Here is a 19,337-nt window from a genome sequence, read left to right as displayed (position 1 = left end):
GCCTGAGGCTTTCCCTAAACGTCCCGGCCTCGCGGCGACCTAACCGGTTGCGACAGCGGGCCCAGGTGGCGGAATTGGTAGACGCGCTGGCTTCAGGTGCCAGTGACCGAAAGGTCGTGGAGGTTCGAGTCCTCTCCTGGGCACCACCCTTTGTTTGGCTTCTTGATGAAGCCTCGGGGGTGGCGCCGGTAGTTCGCCGGATAGCTAATCCGTTCATCGTGAGTATAAGTGTCGCGCGCTTACATTGAGCGCGTGGTTCGGCGCGTTCGCGCGTCGAGACTTCGCCGGAGACGTCTGAGAGTTGGCCAATTTCGTTCACGAGGGCGATCTGCCCGACGGCGTCTTCGCGGACGCGGAGATCATCGCGATTGATTCGGAGACCATGGGCCTGCGCTTGCGCCGCGATCCGCTTTGCGTGGTTCAGCTGTCGGCCGGTGATGGTGACGCCCATGTGGTGCGGCTCAGCCGGCCTGACTACGACTGCCCGAATCTGAAGGCGCTGCTGACGAATCCGAAGGTCCTGAAACTTTTTCACTTCGGGCGCTTTGATATCGCCATGTTCGAGCTCCATCTGGGGGTGGTGACCGCGCCCGTCTATTGCACCAAGATCGCCAGCAAGCTGGCTCGCACCTATACCGACCGTCATGGCCTGAAGGACGTGACGCGCGAGTTGCTGGGCGTCGAACTGTCGAAGGTGCAGCAGTCTTCGGACTGGGGCGCGCCGTCGCTCAGCGTCGATCAGGTGGCCTACGCCGCCTCGGACGTGCTGCATCTGCACGGCCTGCGCCTCAAGCTGAACGCCATGCTCGAGCGCGAAGGCCGCATGGCGCTGGCGCAACACGCTTTTGACTATCTCCCCCATCGCGCCTCGCTGGATCTGGCCGGTTGGGAGGAGATGGACATCTTCGCCCACAGCTAAAGGACCTCATGCAGCCCGCCGCGGTCATGACCGGACGATCGATGAGCGCCGACCTCGCGCGCTGGCGCCGTCGCTCGCGCCGCGTCCGGGCCGCGCGCCTCGTGCTGCCCGCCGCGATAGGTGTTCTGTTGTTGGCCGTGATCGCCCAGGTGGGCTGGCGCACCTATCTGGCCGCGTCCCGCGCGCCCGCCGAGGCCCGCACCGAGATTCGCCTCATCACGCCACGGTTCTATGGGCAGTCGACCGAAGGCCGCAGCTTCATGATCACGGCCCGCTCTGCGATCCGCGATGACGCCGATCCGCGCCGCATCATCCTGGAAGAGCCGGCCCTGACCCTGGACCTCGGTTCGCCCACGCCCACACGCATGACCGCCAAGCATGGCGTCTACCGGCAAGACACCTTCGGACTGAACCTGAAGGACGATGTTCGTCTGGATGACGGCGAGGGCTATCGCTTCGCGTCCGAGGAGTCGTTCGTCGACACGCGGACCGGCGATGTCAGTGGCGAGAGCACAATGAATGGCGAAGGTCCCAGCGGGCAGGTGCAATCGAGCGCCTACTCCGTATATGACAAGGGCGATCGCATCGTCTTCCGAGGCGGGGTTCGCGCGCGGTTCGAACAGCAGTAAAGAGAAATGGCGCGGGTCGCTTCGGAGGCGGGCCGCGACGGATGAGGACATGGTTCTGATGAAGCGATCGACGGCTGCGGCTTTGACCGCGTTGATCCTGTCGGGCGCGGGCGCCGGCGGGGCGGCTTATGCCCAGCAAGGCAATTCCAGCGCGCCGGTGGACGTCTCCGCCGACAATCAGGAAACGATCAACAGCAAGTGTCTCATCATCTTCACGGGTAACGTCGAGATCCTGCAGAACCGCTCTCGCCTGCGTGCGGAGAAGGTCACGATCTACAACGCCAAGCGCCCGACGGCGGAAAACGCCAACGCCTGCGGCAACGCCCAGCGCATGGAGGCCGAAGGCGGGGTGTATCTCGTCAACGAGCAGCAGAATGCGCGCGGCGATCGTGCGGTCTACACCTTCAGCAACAACACCGCCGTGCTCACCGGGGATGTCATCCTGGTCAAGGGTAACGACGTGGCGCGCGGCGATCGCCTGACCGTGAACACCAAGACCAACGACGCCAAGCTTGAGTCGACGAGCACGGGGCGGACCGCCACGCGCCGCGTCCGCGCGGTCTTCTATCAGGACGATACCCAGACGTCCGATGCGCCGGCCGCGGCCGAGCCGCGCTAGGATCCCGGATGACCCTGACCTCCAAAGACATGGACGGCCTGTTCGTCGATTCCGTGGGCAAGTCGTTTGGCGACCGTCCCGTCGTCAAGAACGTGTCCCTGCGCCTTAAGCGCGGCGAGGTGGCGGGCCTGCTGGGCCCCAACGGCGCCGGCAAGACGACCTGCTTCTACATGGTCACCGGTCTGATCGCCGCCGACTACGGCGCGATCTATCTGGACGGCGAGAACATCACCGCCCAGCCGATGTTCCAGCGCGCCCGCCTGGGCGTCGGCTACCTGCCGCAGGAAGCCTCGATCTTCCGGGGCATGACGGTCGAGCAGAACGTCATGGCCGTGGTCGAGATGCGCGAACGCGATCCGCGCAAGGCGCGCGAGCAGGTGACCAGCATCCTGGAAGAGCTGCGGATCACCCACATCCGCAAATCGCCGGCCGTGGCCCTGTCGGGCGGCGAGCGCCGCCGGGTGGAAATCGCCCGCGCCCTGGCCAGCGAGCCGTCGTTCATGCTGCTGGACGAACCCTTCGCCGGCATCGACCCGCTGGCCATCGCCGATATCCGCGAGGTGATCGGCTATCTGAAGGGACGTGGCATCGGGATCCTGATCACCGACCACAACGTCCGCGAGACGCTCGACATCATCGATCGCGCCTCGATCATCCATGCGGGCGAGGTGCTGTTCGAAGGCTCGCCCCGCGAGATCGTCGAAAACCCGGAAGTGAAGCGCGTTTATCTGGGCGAGAGCTTCACCGAGCCGCGTCTGGGCGACTAAGCCCTTGTTCCGAAAGGTCTAAGCCTTTTTTCGGGACACACGGTCGCACCGGCCCGATTATTGCAGGCGTTCGCGACCCGTTAACCAGAACCGCTCTTCAATGGCGTTCGAAAGTTTTTCGTACGTCAGGAGGGCGCATTGGCGCTCAGCCACCGACTAGAGCTCCGGCAGGGCCAGGGCCTCGTCATCACCCCGCAACTGCAGCAGGCCATCAAGCTGCTGCAGCTGTCGAACATCGAGCTCGACGCCTTCGTCGAGGCCGAGCTGGAGCGTAATCCGCTCCTGCAACGCGATGAGGGCGATCACGAGCCGGCCGTTGAGGTCGAGGCCGAGCGGGACGCCAGCCTGACCCAGGTCGACGCCGTGGCCGATACGACGGCCGGGCGCGAGCTGGACACGCCCGTCGACGACGTCTCCCCCGGCGAGCGCGCCACTGGCGAGGGGGCGGACGCCGAGCACGCCGGCGGGCAGATCGACTGGTCACGTGCGGGCGGCGGCGGCTCGTTCGAGAGCGATGAGGGTTACGAGCGCGCGCTGACCGACAGCCCGACCCTGGCCGCGCACCTGCGAACCCAGCTGGTGCAAGCCGCGCTCTCACCGGCCCACAACGCCATCGCCGAGATCCTGATCGACGCGGTTGATGAAGGCGGCTACCTGCGCCTCGACATCGTCGAGCTTGCCGATCGTCTGGGCTGCGCCCTCGCATTGGTCGAAGAGACCCTGTCGGTGCTGCAGGGCTTCGAGCCTGTCGGCGTCTTCGCCCGCGACGTGCGCGAGTGCCTGGCGCTGCAGCTCAAGGACCTGAACCGCTACGACCCGGCCATGGCCGCCATGCTCGATCACCTCGAGCTATTGGCCAAGCGGGATATGGCGGGCCTGCGCCGGATCTGCGGCGTCGACGACGAAGATCTGCGCGAGATGATCGGCGAGATCCGGTCGCTGAATCCGCGTCCGGGCGCGGCCTATCACAGCGAGCCGGCCGAGACCCTGGTGCCCGACGTCATGGTCCGCGAGGGCCTTGGCGGCATGTGGCACGTGGAGCTGAACACCGACACCCTGCCGCGCGTGCTGGTCGACCAGCGCTACCACGCCCGCGTCTCCAAGGGCGCGCGCAGCGACCAGGAAAAGACCTTCGTCGCCGACTGCATGGCCTCAGCCAACTGGCTGGTGAAGAGCCTGGACCAGCGGGCCAAGACCATCCTGAAGGTCGCCAGCGAGATCGTGCGCCAGCAGGACGGCTTCCTGGCCTTCGGCGTCGAGCACCTGCGACCGCTGAACTTGAAGACGGTCGCCGACGCCATCGGCATGCACGAGAGCACGGTCAGCCGCGTGACCTCGAACAAGTACATCGCCACCCCCCGCGGCGTGTTCGAGCTGAAGTTCTTCTTCACCTCGGCCATCCAGTCGTCCGAAGGCGGCGAGGCCCACTCGGCCGCCAGCGTCCGGCACAAGATCAAGGGGCTGGTCGACGCCGAGAAATGCGAGGCCGACGTCCATTCCGACGATCGCATCGTAGAGATTCTCAAGGCGGCCGGGGTCGACATCGCCCGTCGGACCGTGGCCAAGTATCGAGAGGCCATGCGGATCCCCTCGTCAGTGGAGCGTCGCCGGCTGATGAAGGAAGCGGTCTGAAACCGCTTCCTTTTCGCCTCCCGCGCGTTCCGGAGCGGGCCGAGAGGATTTGATGAGCGAAAAGAGTTTGGCCGACGTGATCGAGGGCTTTGGCGAGGACGCCAGCCCCACCCTGACCGTCGGGCAAATGCTGGCGGCGTTCGACAGCCGCGCGTTCGGCGCGATGCTGCTGGTGTTTGGTCTGCTGAACACCCTGCCCCTGCCGCCCGGGTCGTCGACCATCCTGTCATTGCCGATCCTGCTTCTCGCCCCCCAGATCGCCATGGGCGCGGACACCCCTTGGTTGCCGCGCGGCTTGATCGAAAAGCCGCTCAAGCGGGACGATCTGCGCGGGCTCTTCCGGCGGCTGGGACCGATCGTGCGCAGCATGGAACTGATCACCCGCCCGCGGCTGCGGCCATTGTTCGCACCCCTGGGCGAAAGGATGGTCGGAGTGGTCTGCACCCTGCTGGCGCTGGTTCTGGTTTTGCCGATTCCGCTGGGCAATCTGGCCCCTGGCGCAACGGTCGCCGTTCTGGCCCTGGCGCTGCTCCAGCGTGACGGAATCCTGGCCCTACTGGGTTATCTGATGGCCGTGGGCAGCGGGGCGCTTCTGTTCGTCAGCGCCCATGTCGTGGTGATGGGCGCGCGCAAGCTTTTCGGGGTCTTCTCAGGGCTGTTTTGAGGGCGCCGAAAAGCCGCGAAAGCGCCGCTTGACACCCGCCTGCGACAGGCGCGTCATATCGCTATGCAAGTCCAAGTCTCCGGCAAGCATGTCGACGTTGGTGAGGCTCTGCGAGCGCGAGTCTCCGACGAAATCGCCCTGAGCATTGGTAAGTACTTCGATCGCGGCGGCGCCGCCGAGGTCGTGGTCAGCAAGGAAGGCTACGCCTTCCGTGTCGATTGCTCAGTAAAGCTGGCATCGGGTCAGCAACTCATCAGCCACGGGTCCGGAGGTGACGCCCACGCCGCCTTCGACGCCGCCCTGGCCAAGATCGATACGCGCATCAGGCGCTATAAAAGGCGACTTAAGAGCCACTCGGCGGCGGCCACGGCCAAGCAGGTCGAGAACGCCGCCATGTTCGTCCTCCGTGCGCCGGAAAGCGACGATGTGGACGAAGACTGGGATATTGAAGACGACCACCCGACGGGCGCGCCCGCGGCCATGGTCATTGCGGAAACCCAGGCCGCGATGAAGACAATGACCGTTTCCATGGCTGTCATGGAACTGGACTTGACCGCATACCCGGCAATCGTGTTTAGGAACGCCGCCCACGGGGGCATCTCTGTGGTGTATCGGCGTCCAGACGGGAATATCGGCTGGATCGACCCCGAACGCACGAAGTCGAACGGACACGGATCAACCGCGAGCTAACCAGACCGTGTCATGGTCTGGCGCCGTCGGTGGATTATCGTCGGCGGCGCCAAGGCGGTCGGAAACTAGCGAGCGTTGTAAGTCCATGACTATTGGCGACCTTCTCGAGCCCGGAGCGGTGGCGCTGCGCGCCAGCGCGCCCGGCAAGCGCCAGGCGCTTTCCATGGTTGCGGATGTCGCTGGCCGCGTCCTGGGCGTTGACCCTGAAGCGGCGCTGGACGGTCTTATCGAGCGGGAAGCCGCCGGCTCCACCGGAGTCGGCGAAGGTGTCGCCATCCCCCATGCGCGACTGGACGGCCTGGACCGGGTTCGCGCGGTTGTCGTGCGGCTGGACGCGCCGGTCGCCTTCGATGCGCTCGACGACAAGCCCGTCGACCTTCTGGTGGCGCTGTTCGCGCCCCGCGAGGCCAATGCGCAGCATCTGCGAGCGCTCGCGCGGGTGGCGCGGATGATGCGCCAGCCCGAAGTTCGCGCCTCGGTGCGGCAGGCCCGATCAGCGGACGCGATCCACGTCCTGTTGACCGACGAACCGGCCAGCACGGCCGCCTGACGCCCTTCTGATCTTCTTCTAGAGCATTTCACGACCTGACTGCGTCAGGCCGTGAGCTCTAATCTTTTGTTTTGGCGCATTTTTCTTCACGCGAACCGGAACCACTTCGCTCGAAAAATGCTCTAGTGGACAGACACCGGCGCCAGCTCATGGGCTAGGGCGGCGGCGATCGCAGTGTCGCGGTCGATCATGACCGCGAGGCGCTCGCCATCGGCGCGGCAGACCGCATACAGCGTCTGGTCCGGCGACAGGTCGAGGTCCTCGACACCTTCCGGAGCGTCGGCCAGGATCTCGGCGGCCTTGATCGGTCGGACATAGACGAGCGCGGGCGCGCCAAGGGCCGCGAAGGCTTCGCTGGTCAGGGGCCGGCTGTGTTGGGTGCTGGGCGTCATAGGACCACCTCTTTCGATTAGGGAACGCGCCGCGTTTCGCTGCGGTTCAGACCGCGGCGACCCGAGGCGGACTCTGCGCGGCGTTTCAGCCCGCGCTGCGGATCGGGATTTTCTTGACCAGGCGTTCGGGCGCCGGGCGGGCCAGGTCGATGTGCAGGAGGCCATGCTCCAGCGTCGCGGCGGTGACCTCCATGCCCTCGGCGAGGACGAAGGTGCGCACAAAGCCGCGCGCCGCGATCCCGCGGTGCAGGAAGGCCCGCTCGGCGTCGGAGCGACCGTCCGCGCTGTCACGCTTGCCGGCGACGACCAATTGCCCGCCTTCGACGGTCACCTGCAGCTGCTCGGGCGAGAAGCCCGCGACGGCCAGGGTGATGCGGACGCCGCCGTGCTCGGCCTGCTCGACATTGTAGGGGGGATAGCTTTCCGACGCGGCCTTGGCGGCGCGCTCGATCAGGTCTCGGGTGTGTTCGAACCCCAACAGAAAGGGGCTGTCGAACAGGATCGTCCGGGTCATCGCGAAGTCCTCGCTGAAGCGACTTCGTTCGTGGAGACCGGCCCGAGGATCGGCGCCGATCACCACGACACGACGCCAGACATGGCGCGCGATGACGGTCGGTTCAAGAGGAGGCGGGAAACAGGAGCCCAAAATGGACAAGGCCCGGACGTTTCCGTCCGGGCCTTGATGGTGGAGCTAAGCGGAGTCGAACCGCTGACCTCTTGAATGCCATTCAAGCGCTCTACCAGCTGAGCTATAGCCCCAATTCTTTCTAAGAAAACCTTGCGGTAACTCTCGGAAATCGTTGGTCTCTTCGGCGTTTCGAACTTGCGTCGCCCCCCGAAGAGGCGCGGAAACTAGTCCGGGATTTTTTTGGGATCAAGCCTCTTCTCGAACTTTTTTCGAGAAAAATGTTTCGCCCCCAAAAACGCCTGTGGACAGCCGGCGGCGATCACGTCGCAACCGGCTGTCCGCGGGGTCAGTCGTCGACGCCCTCGCCGGGGAGACCTTCGATCTCCTCGTCGAGAATGTCGTCGTCGTCCTCGTCCTCGAGGAACGGAACGTCGTCGCCGTCTTCGTCGGCGAGGTCTTCGTCCTCGGCGAAGTCGACGCCCAGATCGTCACCGCCGGCCGGAGTCGGGGCGCCCGGATCGACGTCTTCGTCATCGGTCTCGACGACGTCGGCCTCGGCGGCCTCGTCGATTTCCGGGGTGTCGTCGACTTCGTCCTCGTAGCCGTCGACCTCCTTCGGAGCGACCGCTTCCTTTTCGTCGTCGGCGTCATAGTCCGGCGTGACGGCGCGGGCGCGGACGCGGCGCGACTTCAGGGCCTCTTCCGGGTCGAACTGCTCGCCGCACTTGGGGCAGACGGCAGGACGACGGTTGAGGTCGTAGAACTTCGATTGGCAGTTGGGGCAGATTTGTTTTGCGCCCAAGTCGGGATTGGCCAAGTTGGCGACCCTTTGATCCTGATGGGAAAAGCGGCGGGTGACTTGCCATGGCGAGAGCCCGCTGTCAAAAGCAAACCCCTTCGCGAAAACCACCAAATACTAAGGAGCCGGTTTCGGCATGTCGCTGGCTGGATTGAAGAGCGCTCCCGGAGGCGCTCTGCGAGGGATCGTGCGCGCTCCGGGAGACAAGTCCATTTCTCACCGTTCGATGATCCTGGGCGCGCTGGCGACCGGGACGACGACGGTCGAAGGTCTCCTGGAAGGGGACGACGTCCTGGCCACCGCCCGGGCCATGCAGGCCTTTGGCGCGCGGATCGAACGCGAGGGCGTCGGGCGCTGGCGGATCGAGGGCAAGGGCGGCTTTGAAGAGCCCGTCGACGTCATCGACTGCGGCAACGCCGGCACCGGCGTGCGCCTGATCATGGGCGCGGCGGCGGGCTTTGCGATGTGCGCCACCTTCACGGGCGACCAGTCGCTGCGCGGACGCCCGATGGGCCGGGTGCTGGATCCGCTGGCCCGCATGGGCGCGACCTGGCTGGGTCGCGACAAGGGCCGCCTGCCCTTGACCCTGAAGGGCGGAAACCTGCGCGGCCTCAACTACACTCTGCCCATGGCCTCGGCCCAGGTGAAGTCGGCCGTGCTGCTGGCGGGCTTGCACGCCGAGGGCGGCGTCGAGGTCATCGAGCCTGAAGCCACGCGCGACCACACCGAGCGGATGCTGCGCGCCTTCGGGGCTGAGGTGATCGTCGAGGACCGCAAGGCCGGCGACAAGACCTTCCGCCATGTGCGCCTGCCTGAGGGGCAGAAACTGACCGGAACCCACGTGGCCGTGCCGGGCGACCCCTCGTCGGCCGCGTTCCCGCTGGTGGCGGCCCTGATCGTTCCCGGCTCGGAAGTGACGGTCGAGGGCGTGATGCTCAACGAACTGCGCACGGGTCTCTTCACCACCCTGCAGGAGATGGGCGCGGATCTCGTGATCTCGAACGTGCGCGTCGCCAGCGGCGAGGAGGTCGGCGACATCACCGCGCGCTACTCCCAGCTCAAGGGCGTCGTCGTGCCGCCCGAGCGCGCGCCGTCGATGATCGACGAGTATCCGATCCTGGCCGTGGCCGCGGCTTTTGCGTCCGGCGAGACGGTGATGCGCGGCGTCGGCGAGATGCGCGTCAAGGAAAGCGACCGCATCAGCCTGACCGCCAATGGCCTGAAGGCGTGCGGGGTCCAGGTGGTCGAGGAGCCGGAAGGCTTCATCGTCACCGGGACCGGCCAGCCGCCGAAGGGTGGGGCGACCGTCGTCACCCACGGCGATCACCGCATCGCCATGAGCCACCTGATCCTGGGCATGGCCGCCCAGGCGGAGGTCGCCGTCGACGAGCCGGGCATGATCGCCACCAGCTTCCCGGGCTTCGCCGACCTGATGCGCGGCCTGGGCGCGACGCTGGCGGAGGCCTGAGGAGCCGAAACCTCGCCCTTCGACAGGCTCAGGGTGAGGTTTCTACTGAAAGGCCTGTCCCATCGTCCTCACCCTGAGCTTGTCGAAGGGCGAGGACGACGCACGGAGCTAGCCATGGGTTTTGTTATCGCCGTCGACGGTCCGGCGGCCTCGGGCAAGGGCACGATCGCCGGGCGTCTGGCGGCGCTCTACGACTATCCGCTTCTCGACACCGGCCTGCTCTATCGCGCGGTCGGCGTCGCTATCCTGGACGGCGCTGGAGACCTGGACGATCCGATCGCCGCAGAAGCCGTAGCCCGCGCCCTCGACCTGTCGGCGCTGGACCGGGCCGAGGTCCGCACCCGCGCCGCCGGCGAGGCCGCCAGCCGCTGCGCGGTGCACCCGGGGGTTCGTGCGGCCCTGCTGGATCTGCAACAGACCTTCGCCGCCCGCGAGCCGGGCTCGGTGATCGACGGCCGCGACATCGGCACGGTGATCGCGCCCCACGCCCCGGCCAAGCTCTATGTCACCGCCCGCCCCGAGGTGCGCGCCGAGCGCCGCTGGAAGCAGCTGGTGGGCCAGGGCGAGGACGTCGCCTTCGAGGATATTCTGGCCGACATCCACAAGCGCGACGCCCGCGACGGCGGCCGCAAGGACGCGCCGATGACCCAGGCCCCAGACGCCGTCTTGCTCGACACCTCGGAAATGACTATAGAGCAGGCCTTCGATGCGGCCCGCCGTATCGTCGAGGACGCGCGCGCCCGTCACCGGCTCTAGCCGGAGGGGGCAAATCCACCGCCGGCCTCGCCGCGATCAAGAACATCGCGGGCCCGCTTTCAAACCCACTTCATCCGGAATCCCGAGAACCGTCTTTCCGGCGGCGCTCACCCAAGGGCTTCCCCCAACCTAGAGACCAAAGATCAGCATGGCTGACGATATGAGCTTCAACCCGACGCGCGACGATTTCGAAGCGCTCCTCAACGACTCCATGGGCGGCCGTGACTTCGCGGAAGGCACCGTCGTCAAGGGCAAGGTCGTCGGGATCGAAAAGGACTTCGCCATCATCGACGTCGGTCTGAAGACCGAAGGCCGCGTCCAGCTGAAGGAATTCGGCGTCGACGAGAACGGCAAGGCCACCGTGAAGGCCGGCGACACCGTCGAAGTCTTCCTGGAACGCCTCGAAAACGCCATGGGCGAAGCGGTCATCAGCCGCGAAAAGGCCAAGCGCGAAGAAGCCTGGACCCGTCTGGAAGGCGTCTACGCCCGCAACGAGCCCGTCATGGGCGCGATCGTCGGCCGCGTGAAGGGTGGCTTCACCGTCGACCTGGGCGGCGCCTCGGCCTTCCTGCCGGGCAGCCAAGTCGACATCCGTCCGGTCCGCGACGTCGGTCCGCTGATGGGCAAGGAACAGCCCTTCGCCATCCTGAAGATGGACCGTCCGCGCGGCAACATCGTCGTCTCGCGTCGCGCCATCCTGGAAGAAGCCCGCGCCGAGCAGCGCACCGAACTGGTGTCGCAGCTGCAAGAGGGTGAAATCCGCGAAGGCGTCGTCAAGAACATCACCGACTACGGTGCGTTCGTTGACCTGGGCGGCATCGACGGCCTGCTGCACGTCACCGACATGAGCTGGAAGCGCGTCAACCACCCGAGCCAAGTGCTCGCCGTGGGCGACACCGTGAAGGTCCAGATCGTCAAGATCAACCCGGACACCCAGCGCATCAGCCTCGGCATGAAGCAGCTGCAGTCGGATCCGTGGGACGGCGTCGAAGCCAAGTACCCGGTCGGCGCCAAGTTCACGGGCCGCATCACCAACATCACCGACTACGGCGCCTTCGTGGAGCTGGAAGCCGGCGTTGAAGGCCTGGTGCACGTCTCGGAAATGTCCTGGACCAAGAAGAACGTTCACCCCGGCAAGATCGTCTCGACCTCGCAGGAAGTCGACGTCGTGGTCCTGGACGTCGATCCGTCCAAGCGCCGCGTCTCGCTGGGCCTGAAGCAAGCCCTGGCCAACCCGTGGGAAGCCTTCCTGGAAGCTCACCCGGTCGGTTCGACCGTCGAAGGCGAAGTCAAGAACGCGACCGAGTTTGGTCTGTTCGTCGGCCTCGACAACGACATCGACGGCATGGTGCACCTGTCGGACATCGACTGGAGCGTCCCGGGCGAAGAAGCCATGGCCCGCTACAAGAAGGGCGACATGGTCAAGGCGAAGGTTCTCGACGTCGACGTCGAGAAGGAACGCATCTCGCTGGGCATCAAGCAGCTGGCCGGCGACCCGATGTCGGGCGACACCTACCGCAAGAACCAGACCGTGACCGTCACCGTCACGGAAGTCACCTCGGGCGGCATCGAAGTTCGCTTCGGCGAAGACGACGCCCCGATGACCGCCTTCATCCGCAAGTCGGACCTGTCGCGCGATCGTCAAGAGCAGCGTCCGGAGCGCTTCGCCGTGGGTGACCGCGTCGACGCCCAGATCACCAACGTGGACAAGGCTGCGCGCCGCGTCTCGCTGTCGATCAAGTCGCTGGAAATGGCCGAAGAGAAGGAAGCCATCGAGCAGTTCGGCTCGTCGGACTCCGGCGCTTCGCTGGGCGACATCCTGGGCGCGGCCCTGCGCGAGCGGGCCAGCAAGGACTAAGCTTCGTCTTCCATAGACGTTGAAGTTGGCGGCGGCTGGAGCGATCCAGCCGCCGTTTTCTTTTGCGCGAAAGTCTGCCAATCCCGTTCCGAATTAACCGAACCGCGTTCGAGAATTTCACGCAACCCCTTGAAGACTCAGCCGTCGTTGGGCAAAGGTCCGCTCGCGCCTTTCTCCTCCCAGGGGCGTTCCGGGGATATCGATGATCAAGTCTGAACTCATCGCCAGGCTCGCGAATGAAAATCCGCACCTGACGCAGAAGGACGTCGAGCGCGTCGTCGGCGTGATCCTCGAACGGATGATCGGCGCCCTGGAAGATGGCGGTCGTGTCGAGCTTCGGGGCTTTGGCGCCCTGTCGGTCCGCTCGCGCCCTGCGCGCACCGGCCGCAATCCCCGCACCGGCGAGGCCGTGGATGTTCGCGCCAAGCACGTGCCGTTCTTCAAGAGCGGCAAGGAGCTGCGGGCCCGCCTGAACGCGGACGGCGACGAATAGCAACAATCATGACCCGGGCTTGACCCAGGGTCGCGAACGCCTCCAGCTTCGCCCCCTCAGACGTATGGGGAGGGCTCTGTCATGAGCGTGGTCAAGGAATTCCGCGAGTTCATCGCGCGGGGCAATGTCATCGATCTGGCCGTGGGCGTGATCATCGGCGCGGCGTTCAACGGCATCGTCAAGAGCCTGGTCGATCAGGTGATCATGCCGCCGATCGGCCTGCTGACCGGCGGGCTGGACTTTTCGAAGCTGGAATGGGTGCTGCGGCCGGAGGATCCGGCGAGCGAGGCCATCGAAAAGGTGGCGATCCAGTACGGCGCCTTCGTCAACACCGTGATCCAGTTCTTCATCGTCGCCACGGTGGTCTTCCTGCTGGTCAAGCTGGTCAACGAGATCCGTCGCCAGGACGCGGCCGAGCCCGCGCCGGCCGCGCCGCCGGCTCCGACGGCCGAAGAGACGCTGTTGACCGAGATCCGGGACCTTCTGGCCAAGTAGGGCTGATCCGGGCCTTGGGCGAACATGGAAAGGCCGGCCGCTGTCGCCAGCGGCCGGCCTTTTTTGTTGCCGAAGCGCGGGCGACCTACTGGGTCAGGCCCGGCGCATCCAGGTCCAGCTTGGCGGCCGGGATCACCGTGGCGTTCGGCGCGACCTTGGTGAGGGCCTCGCCCATGGCCTTGGCGTCGCCGGCGACGATCACGCTCATCTGGGCCGGGTCGAGCTTGGTCTTGGCGAAAGCCTGGACCTGCTGGGGCGTCACCGCCTCGACCTTGGCCGCGTAGCTCTGGATCTCGGTCAGCGGCACGCCATAGACGGCGAGGTTGCCCAGGATGCCGGCCAGGCCTTCCGAGGTGCCGAGGTCACGGCCAAAGCCGCCCACCAGCACCGACTTGCGGGCGGCCAGCTCGCCGACCGAGGCCGGTTCGTTGGCCAGGCGGCTCAGCTCGGCGCGGGTGAGGCTGATCACCTCGCCGGCCGAGGGGTTCTTGGTCTGCACACGCGCCGAGAAGCCGCCGAACTGGCCCTGCGGCGTCAGGCTGGAGCCGGCGCCATAGGACAGGCCGCGCTTGATGCGGATCTCCTGGTTCAGGCGCGAGGAGAAGCCCACGCCCAGCACCGTATTGGCCACCACGCCCTGGTAGTAGCTGGGGTCGGCGCGGGTGATGGCGGGCTTGGCCAGCACCACGGCCGCCTGGCCCGTGCCCGGCAGGTCGATGACCACGTTGCGCGGCTGGTAGCCGGTCGGGGCGGCCGGCGGGGTCGGCGGCGGGGTCGCGGGCTTCTTCCAGCCGCCGAACGCCTTTTCCGCCAGGGCGAAGCCGGCCTCGGGCGACAGGTTGCCGGTCACGACCAGCACGGCGTTGTCCGGCCGCCAGTAGGCGGCGTGGGTCTTGGCCAGGTCCTCGCGCTTGATCTTCGGCAGCGAGCCGGGCGTGCCGCCTGCGACATGGCCATAGGCCGAGCCGGCGTAGAGCACGGGGCTGGTGGCGAAGCTGGCGAGGCTGCCGGGGCGCTGGAACGCCACTGACAGGCCGTCCAGGGTCTCGGCGCGGACGCGGTCCAGTTCCTCGGCCTTGAAGGCCGGGTTCTGGGCCACGTCGGCCATGATCGCCATGGCCTGATCGGCGTTGTTGGCCGTCACGCTGAGGGTCAGCGAGGCGGCTTCCCAGCCCGAGCCGGCGGCCAGGTTGGCGCCCAGGGCTTCGGTCTCGCGCGCGACCTGCGTCGCCGAGCGGGTGGCGGTGCCTTCGGTGAGCAGCTCCGAGGTCAGGCTCGAGGTGCCGGCCAGGCCGGCGGGATCGGAACTGGCGCCGCCCTTGACGGTGAGGGTCGAGGTGATCAGCGGCAGCTCGCTGGACTTGGCGACGATGACCCGCAGGCCGTTGGCCAGGGTCTTTTCCGCCGGGGTCGGCATGACGGCCGGCACCGGGGCGGCGACCGCCGGCGGCTTCTCGCGCTCGGCCTCCGGCGCGAGGGTGGTGATCGGGCCGTCGTACTTGACCGAGGCCACCTTGGGGATCGGCGGCGTGGCGTCCTTCTCGCCGGCCGGGCGATCCTTTTCGGGCAGATAGTTGATCACGGTCAGGCGATCGTCGGCCAGGTGCTTGCGGGCGACGCGCTGGATGTCGGCGGCGGTCACCGCCTGCAGCTTGGCCAAGCTCGTATTGGCGGCGGCGGCGTCGCCCTCGGTCTGCAGGGCGTAGCCGATCGCGAAGCCGCGACCGTCGATCTCCTCGCGGCGACGCACGGCGTCGGCCAGCAGGCCGGCCTTGGCCTCGGCCAGCTCGGCCGGAGTCACCAGACCATCGCGGACGCGAGCGACCTGGGCGCGCAGGGCGGCTTCGCCCTGAGCCACCGTCTTGCCGCCGGCCATGATGGCGCCGACATAGAACAGGCCCGGCTGGGCGTTGTTCGGGGCCGACGAGAACACCGACTGGGCGATCTTCTGGTCATAGACCAGGCTGTCATAGAGGCGCGAGGACTTGCCGGCGGTCAGGATCGCGTCCAGCACCGCCAGGGCGGGCGTGTCCTTGTCGGCGGCGGCGGGCGCCAGCCACGTGATGGCCAGGGCCGGCAGCGGCACATTGGGGCCGTAGGTGTTGACGGTCTTGGGGCCGGTGCGAGCGGGCTCGACCGCCGTGACCTTCGGGATCGTTCCGCCCGGCGTGGTCAGCGATCCGAAGTACTTGTCGATCATCGCGTCCAGCTTGGCCTGGTCGAAATTGCCGACGATGATCAGGGCGGCGTTGTCCGGGCGATAATAGGTGCGGTGGAAGGCGCGCACGTCGTCGACGGTCGCCGCATCCAGCTCCTCGATCGAGCCGATGCCGGGACGCTGATAGGGATGGACCGCGAACGACTGCTGCGGGATCGACAGGGCGAAGAAGCGACCATAGGGGTCGGCCAGGACCCGCTGGCGCAGTTCTTCCTTCACGACGTCGCGCTCGGAGGCGAACACCGCCTCGTCGATGACCAGCGACTTCAGGCGATCAGCCTCGGCCCAGATCAGGCGCTCCAGGTGATTGGCCGGCACCACTTCGTAGTAGTTGGTGAAGTCGTCCCAGGTGGAGGCGTTGTTGAAGCCGCCGACGTCCTCGGTCAGACGGTCCACCGTCTCGTTGGGCATGTTGCGCGTGGCCTTGAACATCAGGTGTTCAAACAGGTGCGCAAAGCCCGACCGGCCTTGCGGGTCGTCCTTGGAGCCGACGCCGTACCAGACCTGCACCGAGACGTTGGGCGTGGACGTGTCGCGCGAGGTGAACACCTTCATGCCGTTGGCCAGCACCCGCTGCTGGTAGACGATGGGCGGGACGGCGATCGACGCGGTCGCGGCGGGCTGCGCCGGGGCCGGGGCGGCCAGGGCGAGCGGCGACAGCGCCGTGGTGGACAGGGCCGCGGCCACGAGGGCCAGCTTGGCGGTGCGGATCATGCGCGAGAGTCTCCTGAACGTTTGCGCGGGACCCTAGCACCGCCGGTTCGCCGGGAAACCTTACCGAGAGTTCATATAGGGGCGGGGCTAGTCGATCAGAAAGCGCGCCCGTTGCGCCGGCGTCGGGATCCGGCACTGGTCATGCTTGCCGAAGATCCGATAGCGGTTCGCGGCGACCCAGTCATAGACCCGATCGGTCAGGCCGCGCGGCAGGCGGTCGATCCAGGCCAGCTGACGCCACGGCGCGGGCAGCCGCCGCAGCAAGGCGGCTACGGCCTGCGTCTTGCGCAGGGGCTGACCGTGATCGAGGAACAGGAAGCTCTCCGGCGCGTCGGGGTCGAGGCCGTGGGCGATCGCCAGCCGCCGCCCCGCCGGCGACTGGATGGCGGCAAAGCGGATCGCTCCGTGACGATCCAGCCTGAGCACCGTGCGCACCACCCCGTCGCACAGGTGGCAGACCCCGTCGAACAGCATCACCGCGTCGGGCTTATCGGGGTCTGGGGTGGTCATCCGCCTTCGCACTCCCGCCGAAGCGCCGCCAGCGACTGCGGCACGGTGCGGCGCATCAGGCTGGAGACCAGGCCGGCCGGCGCCGCGTAGGGCGCGGTGGCCCAGAGGTCGTAGGTCACCCGCGTGCGCATCCCGCCGTCCAGCGGCTCCAGCCGCCAGAACCCATCGCAGGCGCGGATGTCGCCCCCGATACAGGTGAAGCGGATTTCCCGATCCGGCTGCAGCGACAGACGAGACCGCGACTGCAGGGCGGGCAGGAAAAAGCCCCACTTGACGGTGTGCTCGCGCACCTCAGAGCCGTCGGCGGCGCGAGACACCACCCGGCAGCGCTTGACCCCCGGGCTCATCCGCGCGGCGCGGCCGCAATCCAGGATGACCCCGAACACCACGGACGGCGGCGCGGCGATCTCGATGCTGGCCCGCACCACGGCGCGGCCCTGCTCATCCGCATGCGCCTCGACCTGGACGGACCCATCTCTGACGGCCCACTCTGTCGCCGCACGCGCAGGGGCGGCGACGCAGACGGCCAGCAGGAGAGGGAGGATCCAGCGCATGGCGCGCAGGCTAACGCGCCGATGTGACTTTCGTCAGGTCCCCGCGCGGTTCTTCACCAGATCATCGACCACCGATGGATCAGCCAGGGTCGAGGTGTCGCCCAGGCTGCCGAGCTCGTTCTCGGCGATCTTGCGCAGGATGCGGCGCATGATCTTGCCCGAGCGCGTCTTGGGCAGGCCCGGGGCCCACTGGATGACGTCCGGCGCGGCGAAAGGGCCGATCTCGTGGCGCACCCACAGGACGAGGTCCTTGCGCAGCGCGTCCGTAGCCTCGATCCCCGCCTTCAGAGTGACATAGGCATAGACGCCCTGGCCCTTGATGTCGTGCGGATAGCCGACCACGGCGGCCTCGGCGACGGTCTCGTGGGCCACGAGGGCGCTCTCGATCTCGGCCGTGCCCAGGCGGTGGCCCGAGACGTTGATCACGTCGTCCACCCGACCGGTGATCCAGTAGTAGCCATCGGCGTCGCGACGGCAGCCGTCGCCGGTGAAGTACTTGCCGGGATAGGTCGAGAAATAGGTCTCGAAGAACCGCTGGTGGTCGCCATAGACGGTCCGCATCTGGCCCGGCCAGCTGTCGGTGATGACGAGATTGCCTTCGGTGGCGCCGTCCAGAACCTTGCCCTCGGCGTCCACGAGCTGCGGCTTGACGCCCGGCAGCGGCTTGGAGGCCGAGCCCGGCTTCAGGGCGGTGGCGCCGGGCAGCGGGGTGATCAGCATGCCGCCGGTCTCGGTCTGCCACCAGGTGTCGACGATCGGCAGTTTCTCCTTGCCGACCACGCGGTGGTACCAGAGCCAGGCCTCCGGATTGATCGGCTCGCCGACGCTGCCCAGCAGGCGCAGGGACGAAAGGTCGTTCTTCGTCACATGCGCGTCGCCTTCGCGCATCAGGGCGCGCAGAGCGGTGGGGGCGGTGTAGAAGATCGACACCTGGTGCTTGTCGATCACCTCCCAGAAGCGGCTGGGGGTGGGATAGTTGGGCACACCCTCGAAGATCAGGCTGGTCCCGCCATTGGCCAGCGGGCCGTAGACGACATAGCTGTGACCGGTGACCCAGCCGACGTCGGCGGTGCACCAGAACACCTCGCCCGGCTTGTAGTCGAACACCGCCCAGAAGGTCCACGACGCCCAGGCCAGATAGCCGCCGGTGGTGTGCAGCACGCCCTTGGGCTTCCCCGTCGAGCCCGAGGTGTAGAGGATGAACAGCGGGTCCTCGGCGTTCATAGGCTCGGGCGGGCAGTCGGCCGAGACGGTGTCGCGGACGTCCTGCCAGACGATGTCGCGGCCCGCCTTCAGCGGCACATCGGCGCCGGTCCAGCGGATCATCAGCACCTTGCCGACCCATGGGCAGTGCTTCAGCGCTTCGTCGATATTGGCCTTCAGCGGCACGCGGCGGCCGCCGCGGCGGCCCTCGTCGGCGGTGATCACGAAGTGCGAGGCGCAGTCCTGGATGCGGCCGGCGATGCTGTCGGGCGAGAAGCCGCCGAACACGACCGAATGCACCGCCCCGATCCGCGCGCAGGCCAGCATGGCCACGGCCGCCAGCGGCACCATCGGCAGATAGATCGTGACCCGGTCGCCCTTCTTGACGCCCTGCGCCTTGAGGACGTTGGCCATGCGGCAAACCTCCTCGTGCAGCTGGCCGTAGGTGAGGGTGTCCGAGGTCCCGGGCTCGTCGCCCTCGAACACCAGGGCCACGTCGTCTTTCTTGGCCGGCAGGTGGCGATCGATGCAGTTGGCCGAGACGTTGAGAACGCCGTCCTCGTACCAGCGGATGCGGAAGTCTTCCTTGGCGTAGGAGACGTCCTTGATCTTGGTGGGCGGCGTGATCCAGTCGAGCCGGGCGGCGATGTCGCGCCAATAGCCTTCGGGGTCGGCTTCGACGCGAGCCAGCGCCGCGTCATAGGCGGCCGCATCGATATGGGCGTCTCGCGCCAGATCCGCAGGAACCGGGAAAACCTGTCCGTCGCTCACCACCGCAC

The 19,337-nt window shown here is 67.0% G+C and carries 20 protein-coding genes and 2 tRNA genes; 14 read left to right on the top strand and 8 right to left on the bottom strand.

The annotated features are described in order from the left end of the window. Positions 1 to 59 precede the first annotated feature (59 nt). From CVUC_RS08565 to ptsN, 9 genes are all read left to right on the top strand, one after another. A tRNA-Leu gene (locus CVUC_RS08565) sits at positions 60 to 146 on the top strand. Positions 147 to 301: 155 nt separating this feature from the next. Next, entirely contained in the window at positions 302 to 919 is a 618-nt protein-coding gene (locus tag CVUC_RS08560; RefSeq protein ID WP_010921430.1) for a ribonuclease D, read from the top strand. Beyond that, complete coding sequence (gene lptC, locus CVUC_RS08555) at positions 886 to 1,548, top strand: LPS export ABC transporter periplasmic protein LptC (protein WP_096034551.1); 663 nt, start codon at positions 886 to 888, stop codon at positions 1,546 to 1,548. Before CVUC_RS08560 ends, lptC begins: the two co-directional genes overlap by 34 nt. 58 nt (positions 1,549 to 1,606) lie before the next feature. Then, positions 1,607 to 2,167: an LptA/OstA family protein gene (locus tag CVUC_RS08550; RefSeq protein WP_015923319.1), complete on the top strand. Its 561-nt coding sequence runs from the start codon at positions 1,607 to 1,609 to the stop codon at positions 2,165 to 2,167. An 8-nt stretch (positions 2,168 to 2,175) separates the two neighbouring features. Further along, positions 2,176 to 2,934, top strand: a complete 759-nt coding sequence (gene lptB, locus CVUC_RS08545) for an LPS export ABC transporter ATP-binding protein (protein WP_010921427.1) — start codon at positions 2,176 to 2,178, stop codon at positions 2,932 to 2,934. Between the two features lie 138 nt (positions 2,935 to 3,072). After that, on the top strand, positions 3,073 to 4,566 hold the full coding sequence (gene rpoN / locus CVUC_RS08540) for an RNA polymerase factor sigma-54 (protein ID WP_096034550.1): 1,494 nt from the start codon (positions 3,073 to 3,075) through the stop codon (positions 4,564 to 4,566). Between the two features lie 49 nt (positions 4,567 to 4,615). Continuing rightward, the gene (locus CVUC_RS08535) at positions 4,616 to 5,230 is read left to right on the top strand and encodes an exopolysaccharide biosynthesis protein (protein WP_010921425.1); all 615 of its coding nucleotides are present in this window, start codon (positions 4,616 to 4,618) and stop codon (positions 5,228 to 5,230) included. A gap of 63 nt (positions 5,231 to 5,293) precedes the next feature. Continuing rightward, positions 5,294 to 5,920: a ribosome hibernation-promoting factor, HPF/YfiA family gene (gene hpf, locus CVUC_RS08530; protein ID WP_010921424.1), complete on the top strand. Its 627-nt coding sequence runs from the start codon at positions 5,294 to 5,296 to the stop codon at positions 5,918 to 5,920. Positions 5,921 to 6,005: 85 nt separating this feature from the next. Next, complete coding sequence (ptsN, locus tag CVUC_RS08525; protein WP_193343184.1) at positions 6,006 to 6,470, top strand: PTS IIA-like nitrogen regulatory protein PtsN; 465 nt, start codon at positions 6,006 to 6,008, stop codon at positions 6,468 to 6,470. A 122-nt stretch (positions 6,471 to 6,592) separates the two neighbouring features. On the opposite strand, the gene CVUC_RS08520 is transcribed toward ptsN, so the two are convergent. From CVUC_RS08520 to CVUC_RS08500, 4 genes are all read right to left on the bottom strand, one after another. Next, on the bottom strand, positions 6,593 to 6,862 hold the full coding sequence (locus tag CVUC_RS08520; RefSeq protein WP_096034549.1) for a DUF1150 family protein: 270 nt from the start codon (positions 6,860 to 6,862) through the stop codon (positions 6,593 to 6,595). Between the two features lie 85 nt (positions 6,863 to 6,947). After that, complete coding sequence (locus tag CVUC_RS08515; protein ID WP_015923318.1) at positions 6,948 to 7,376, bottom strand: Hsp20 family protein; 429 nt, start codon at positions 7,374 to 7,376, stop codon at positions 6,948 to 6,950. A gap of 169 nt (positions 7,377 to 7,545) precedes the next feature. Then, a tRNA-Ala gene (locus CVUC_RS08510) sits at positions 7,546 to 7,621 on the bottom strand. Between the two features lie 215 nt (positions 7,622 to 7,836). Next, positions 7,837 to 8,307 (bottom strand): TIGR02300 family protein, encoded by a 471-nt coding sequence (locus CVUC_RS08500; RefSeq protein ID WP_024265982.1) that lies wholly within the window; start codon positions 8,305 to 8,307, stop codon positions 7,837 to 7,839. A gap of 118 nt (positions 8,308 to 8,425) precedes the next feature. Between CVUC_RS08500 and aroA the strand changes: the two genes are divergently transcribed. From aroA to mscL, 5 genes are all read left to right on the top strand, one after another. Beyond that, positions 8,426 to 9,757 (top strand): 3-phosphoshikimate 1-carboxyvinyltransferase, encoded by a 1,332-nt coding sequence (aroA, locus tag CVUC_RS08495; protein WP_010921418.1) that lies wholly within the window; start codon positions 8,426 to 8,428, stop codon positions 9,755 to 9,757. 114 nt (positions 9,758 to 9,871) lie between these two features. Then, complete coding sequence (gene cmk, locus CVUC_RS08490; RefSeq protein WP_096034548.1) at positions 9,872 to 10,513, top strand: (d)CMP kinase; 642 nt, start codon at positions 9,872 to 9,874, stop codon at positions 10,511 to 10,513. 148 nt (positions 10,514 to 10,661) lie between these two features. Beyond that, positions 10,662 to 12,371, top strand: coding sequence for a 30S ribosomal protein S1 (gene rpsA / locus CVUC_RS08485; RefSeq protein ID WP_015923317.1), 1,710 nt, complete (start codon positions 10,662 to 10,664; stop codon positions 12,369 to 12,371). Positions 12,372 to 12,573: 202 nt separating this feature from the next. Then, positions 12,574 to 12,864 carry an integration host factor subunit beta gene (locus CVUC_RS08480; protein ID WP_010921415.1) on the top strand — a complete coding sequence of 97 codons (291 nt, stop codon included), beginning with the start codon at positions 12,574 to 12,576 and terminating at the stop codon, positions 12,862 to 12,864. A gap of 81 nt (positions 12,865 to 12,945) precedes the next feature. Continuing rightward, entirely contained in the window at positions 12,946 to 13,359 is a 414-nt protein-coding gene (gene mscL / locus CVUC_RS08475) for a large-conductance mechanosensitive channel protein MscL (RefSeq protein ID WP_096034547.1), read from the top strand. 85 nt (positions 13,360 to 13,444) lie between these two features. Here mscL and CVUC_RS08470 read toward each other — a convergent pair whose 3' ends face one another. From CVUC_RS08470 to acs, 4 genes are all read right to left on the bottom strand, one after another. Beyond that, positions 13,445 to 16,291, bottom strand: a complete 2,847-nt coding sequence (locus CVUC_RS08470) for a M16 family metallopeptidase (protein ID WP_096034546.1) — start codon at positions 16,289 to 16,291, stop codon at positions 13,445 to 13,447. An 87-nt stretch (positions 16,292 to 16,378) separates the two neighbouring features. After that, positions 16,379 to 16,813, bottom strand: a complete 435-nt coding sequence (locus tag CVUC_RS08465) for a thiol-disulfide oxidoreductase DCC family protein (protein WP_010921412.1) — start codon at positions 16,811 to 16,813, stop codon at positions 16,379 to 16,381. Next, complete coding sequence (locus CVUC_RS08460) at positions 16,798 to 17,355, bottom strand: SRPBCC family protein (RefSeq protein ID WP_096034545.1); 558 nt, start codon at positions 17,353 to 17,355, stop codon at positions 16,798 to 16,800. The genes CVUC_RS08465 and CVUC_RS08460 overlap by 16 nt, the downstream gene beginning before the upstream one ends. A 33-nt stretch (positions 17,356 to 17,388) precedes the next feature. After that, positions 17,389 to 19,332, bottom strand: coding sequence for an acetate--CoA ligase (acs, locus tag CVUC_RS08455; protein WP_096034544.1), 1,944 nt, complete (start codon positions 19,330 to 19,332; stop codon positions 17,389 to 17,391). Between the last annotated feature and the right edge of the window lie 5 nt (positions 19,333 to 19,337).

The organism is Caulobacter vibrioides, from assembly GCF_002858865.1.
Lineage (GTDB): Bacteria > Pseudomonadota > Alphaproteobacteria > Caulobacterales > Caulobacteraceae > Caulobacter > Caulobacter vibrioides.
Note: the sequence above shows the minus strand (reverse complement) of the source record. Positions and strands in the feature narration are given on the sequence as shown.

Bases quoted from the DNA above. Each gene is read 5' to 3' on its own strand.
- CVUC_RS08550 (WP_015923319.1), top strand. From the start codon at position 1,607: ATGAAGCGATCGACGGCTGCGGCTTTGACCGCGTTGATCCTGTCGGGC.
- lptB (WP_010921427.1), top strand. From the start codon at position 2,176: ATGACCCTGACCTCCAAAGACATGGACGGCCTGTTCGTCGATTCCGTG.
- hpf (WP_010921424.1), top strand. From the start codon at position 5,294: ATGCAAGTCCAAGTCTCCGGCAAGCATGTCGACGTTGGTGAGGCTCTG.
- ptsN (WP_193343184.1), top strand. From the start codon at position 6,006: ATGACTATTGGCGACCTTCTCGAGCCCGGAGCGGTGGCGCTGCGCGCC.
- CVUC_RS08520 (WP_096034549.1), bottom strand. From the start codon at position 6,862: ATGACGCCCAGCACCCAACACAGCCGGCCCCTGACCAGCGAAGCCTTC.
- CVUC_RS08515 (WP_015923318.1), bottom strand. From the start codon at position 7,376: ATGACCCGGACGATCCTGTTCGACAGCCCCTTTCTGTTGGGGTTCGAA.
- aroA (WP_010921418.1), top strand. From the start codon at position 8,426: ATGTCGCTGGCTGGATTGAAGAGCGCTCCCGGAGGCGCTCTGCGAGGG.
- cmk (WP_096034548.1), top strand. From the start codon at position 9,872: ATGGGTTTTGTTATCGCCGTCGACGGTCCGGCGGCCTCGGGCAAGGGC.
- rpsA (WP_015923317.1), top strand. From the start codon at position 10,662: ATGGCTGACGATATGAGCTTCAACCCGACGCGCGACGATTTCGAAGCG.
- CVUC_RS08480 (WP_010921415.1), top strand. From the start codon at position 12,574: ATGATCAAGTCTGAACTCATCGCCAGGCTCGCGAATGAAAATCCGCAC.
- mscL (WP_096034547.1), top strand. From the start codon at position 12,946: ATGAGCGTGGTCAAGGAATTCCGCGAGTTCATCGCGCGGGGCAATGTC.
- CVUC_RS08470 (WP_096034546.1), bottom strand. From the start codon at position 16,291: ATGATCCGCACCGCCAAGCTGGCCCTCGTGGCCGCGGCCCTGTCCACC.
- CVUC_RS08460 (WP_096034545.1), bottom strand. From the start codon at position 17,355: ATGCGCTGGATCCTCCCTCTCCTGCTGGCCGTCTGCGTCGCCGCCCCT.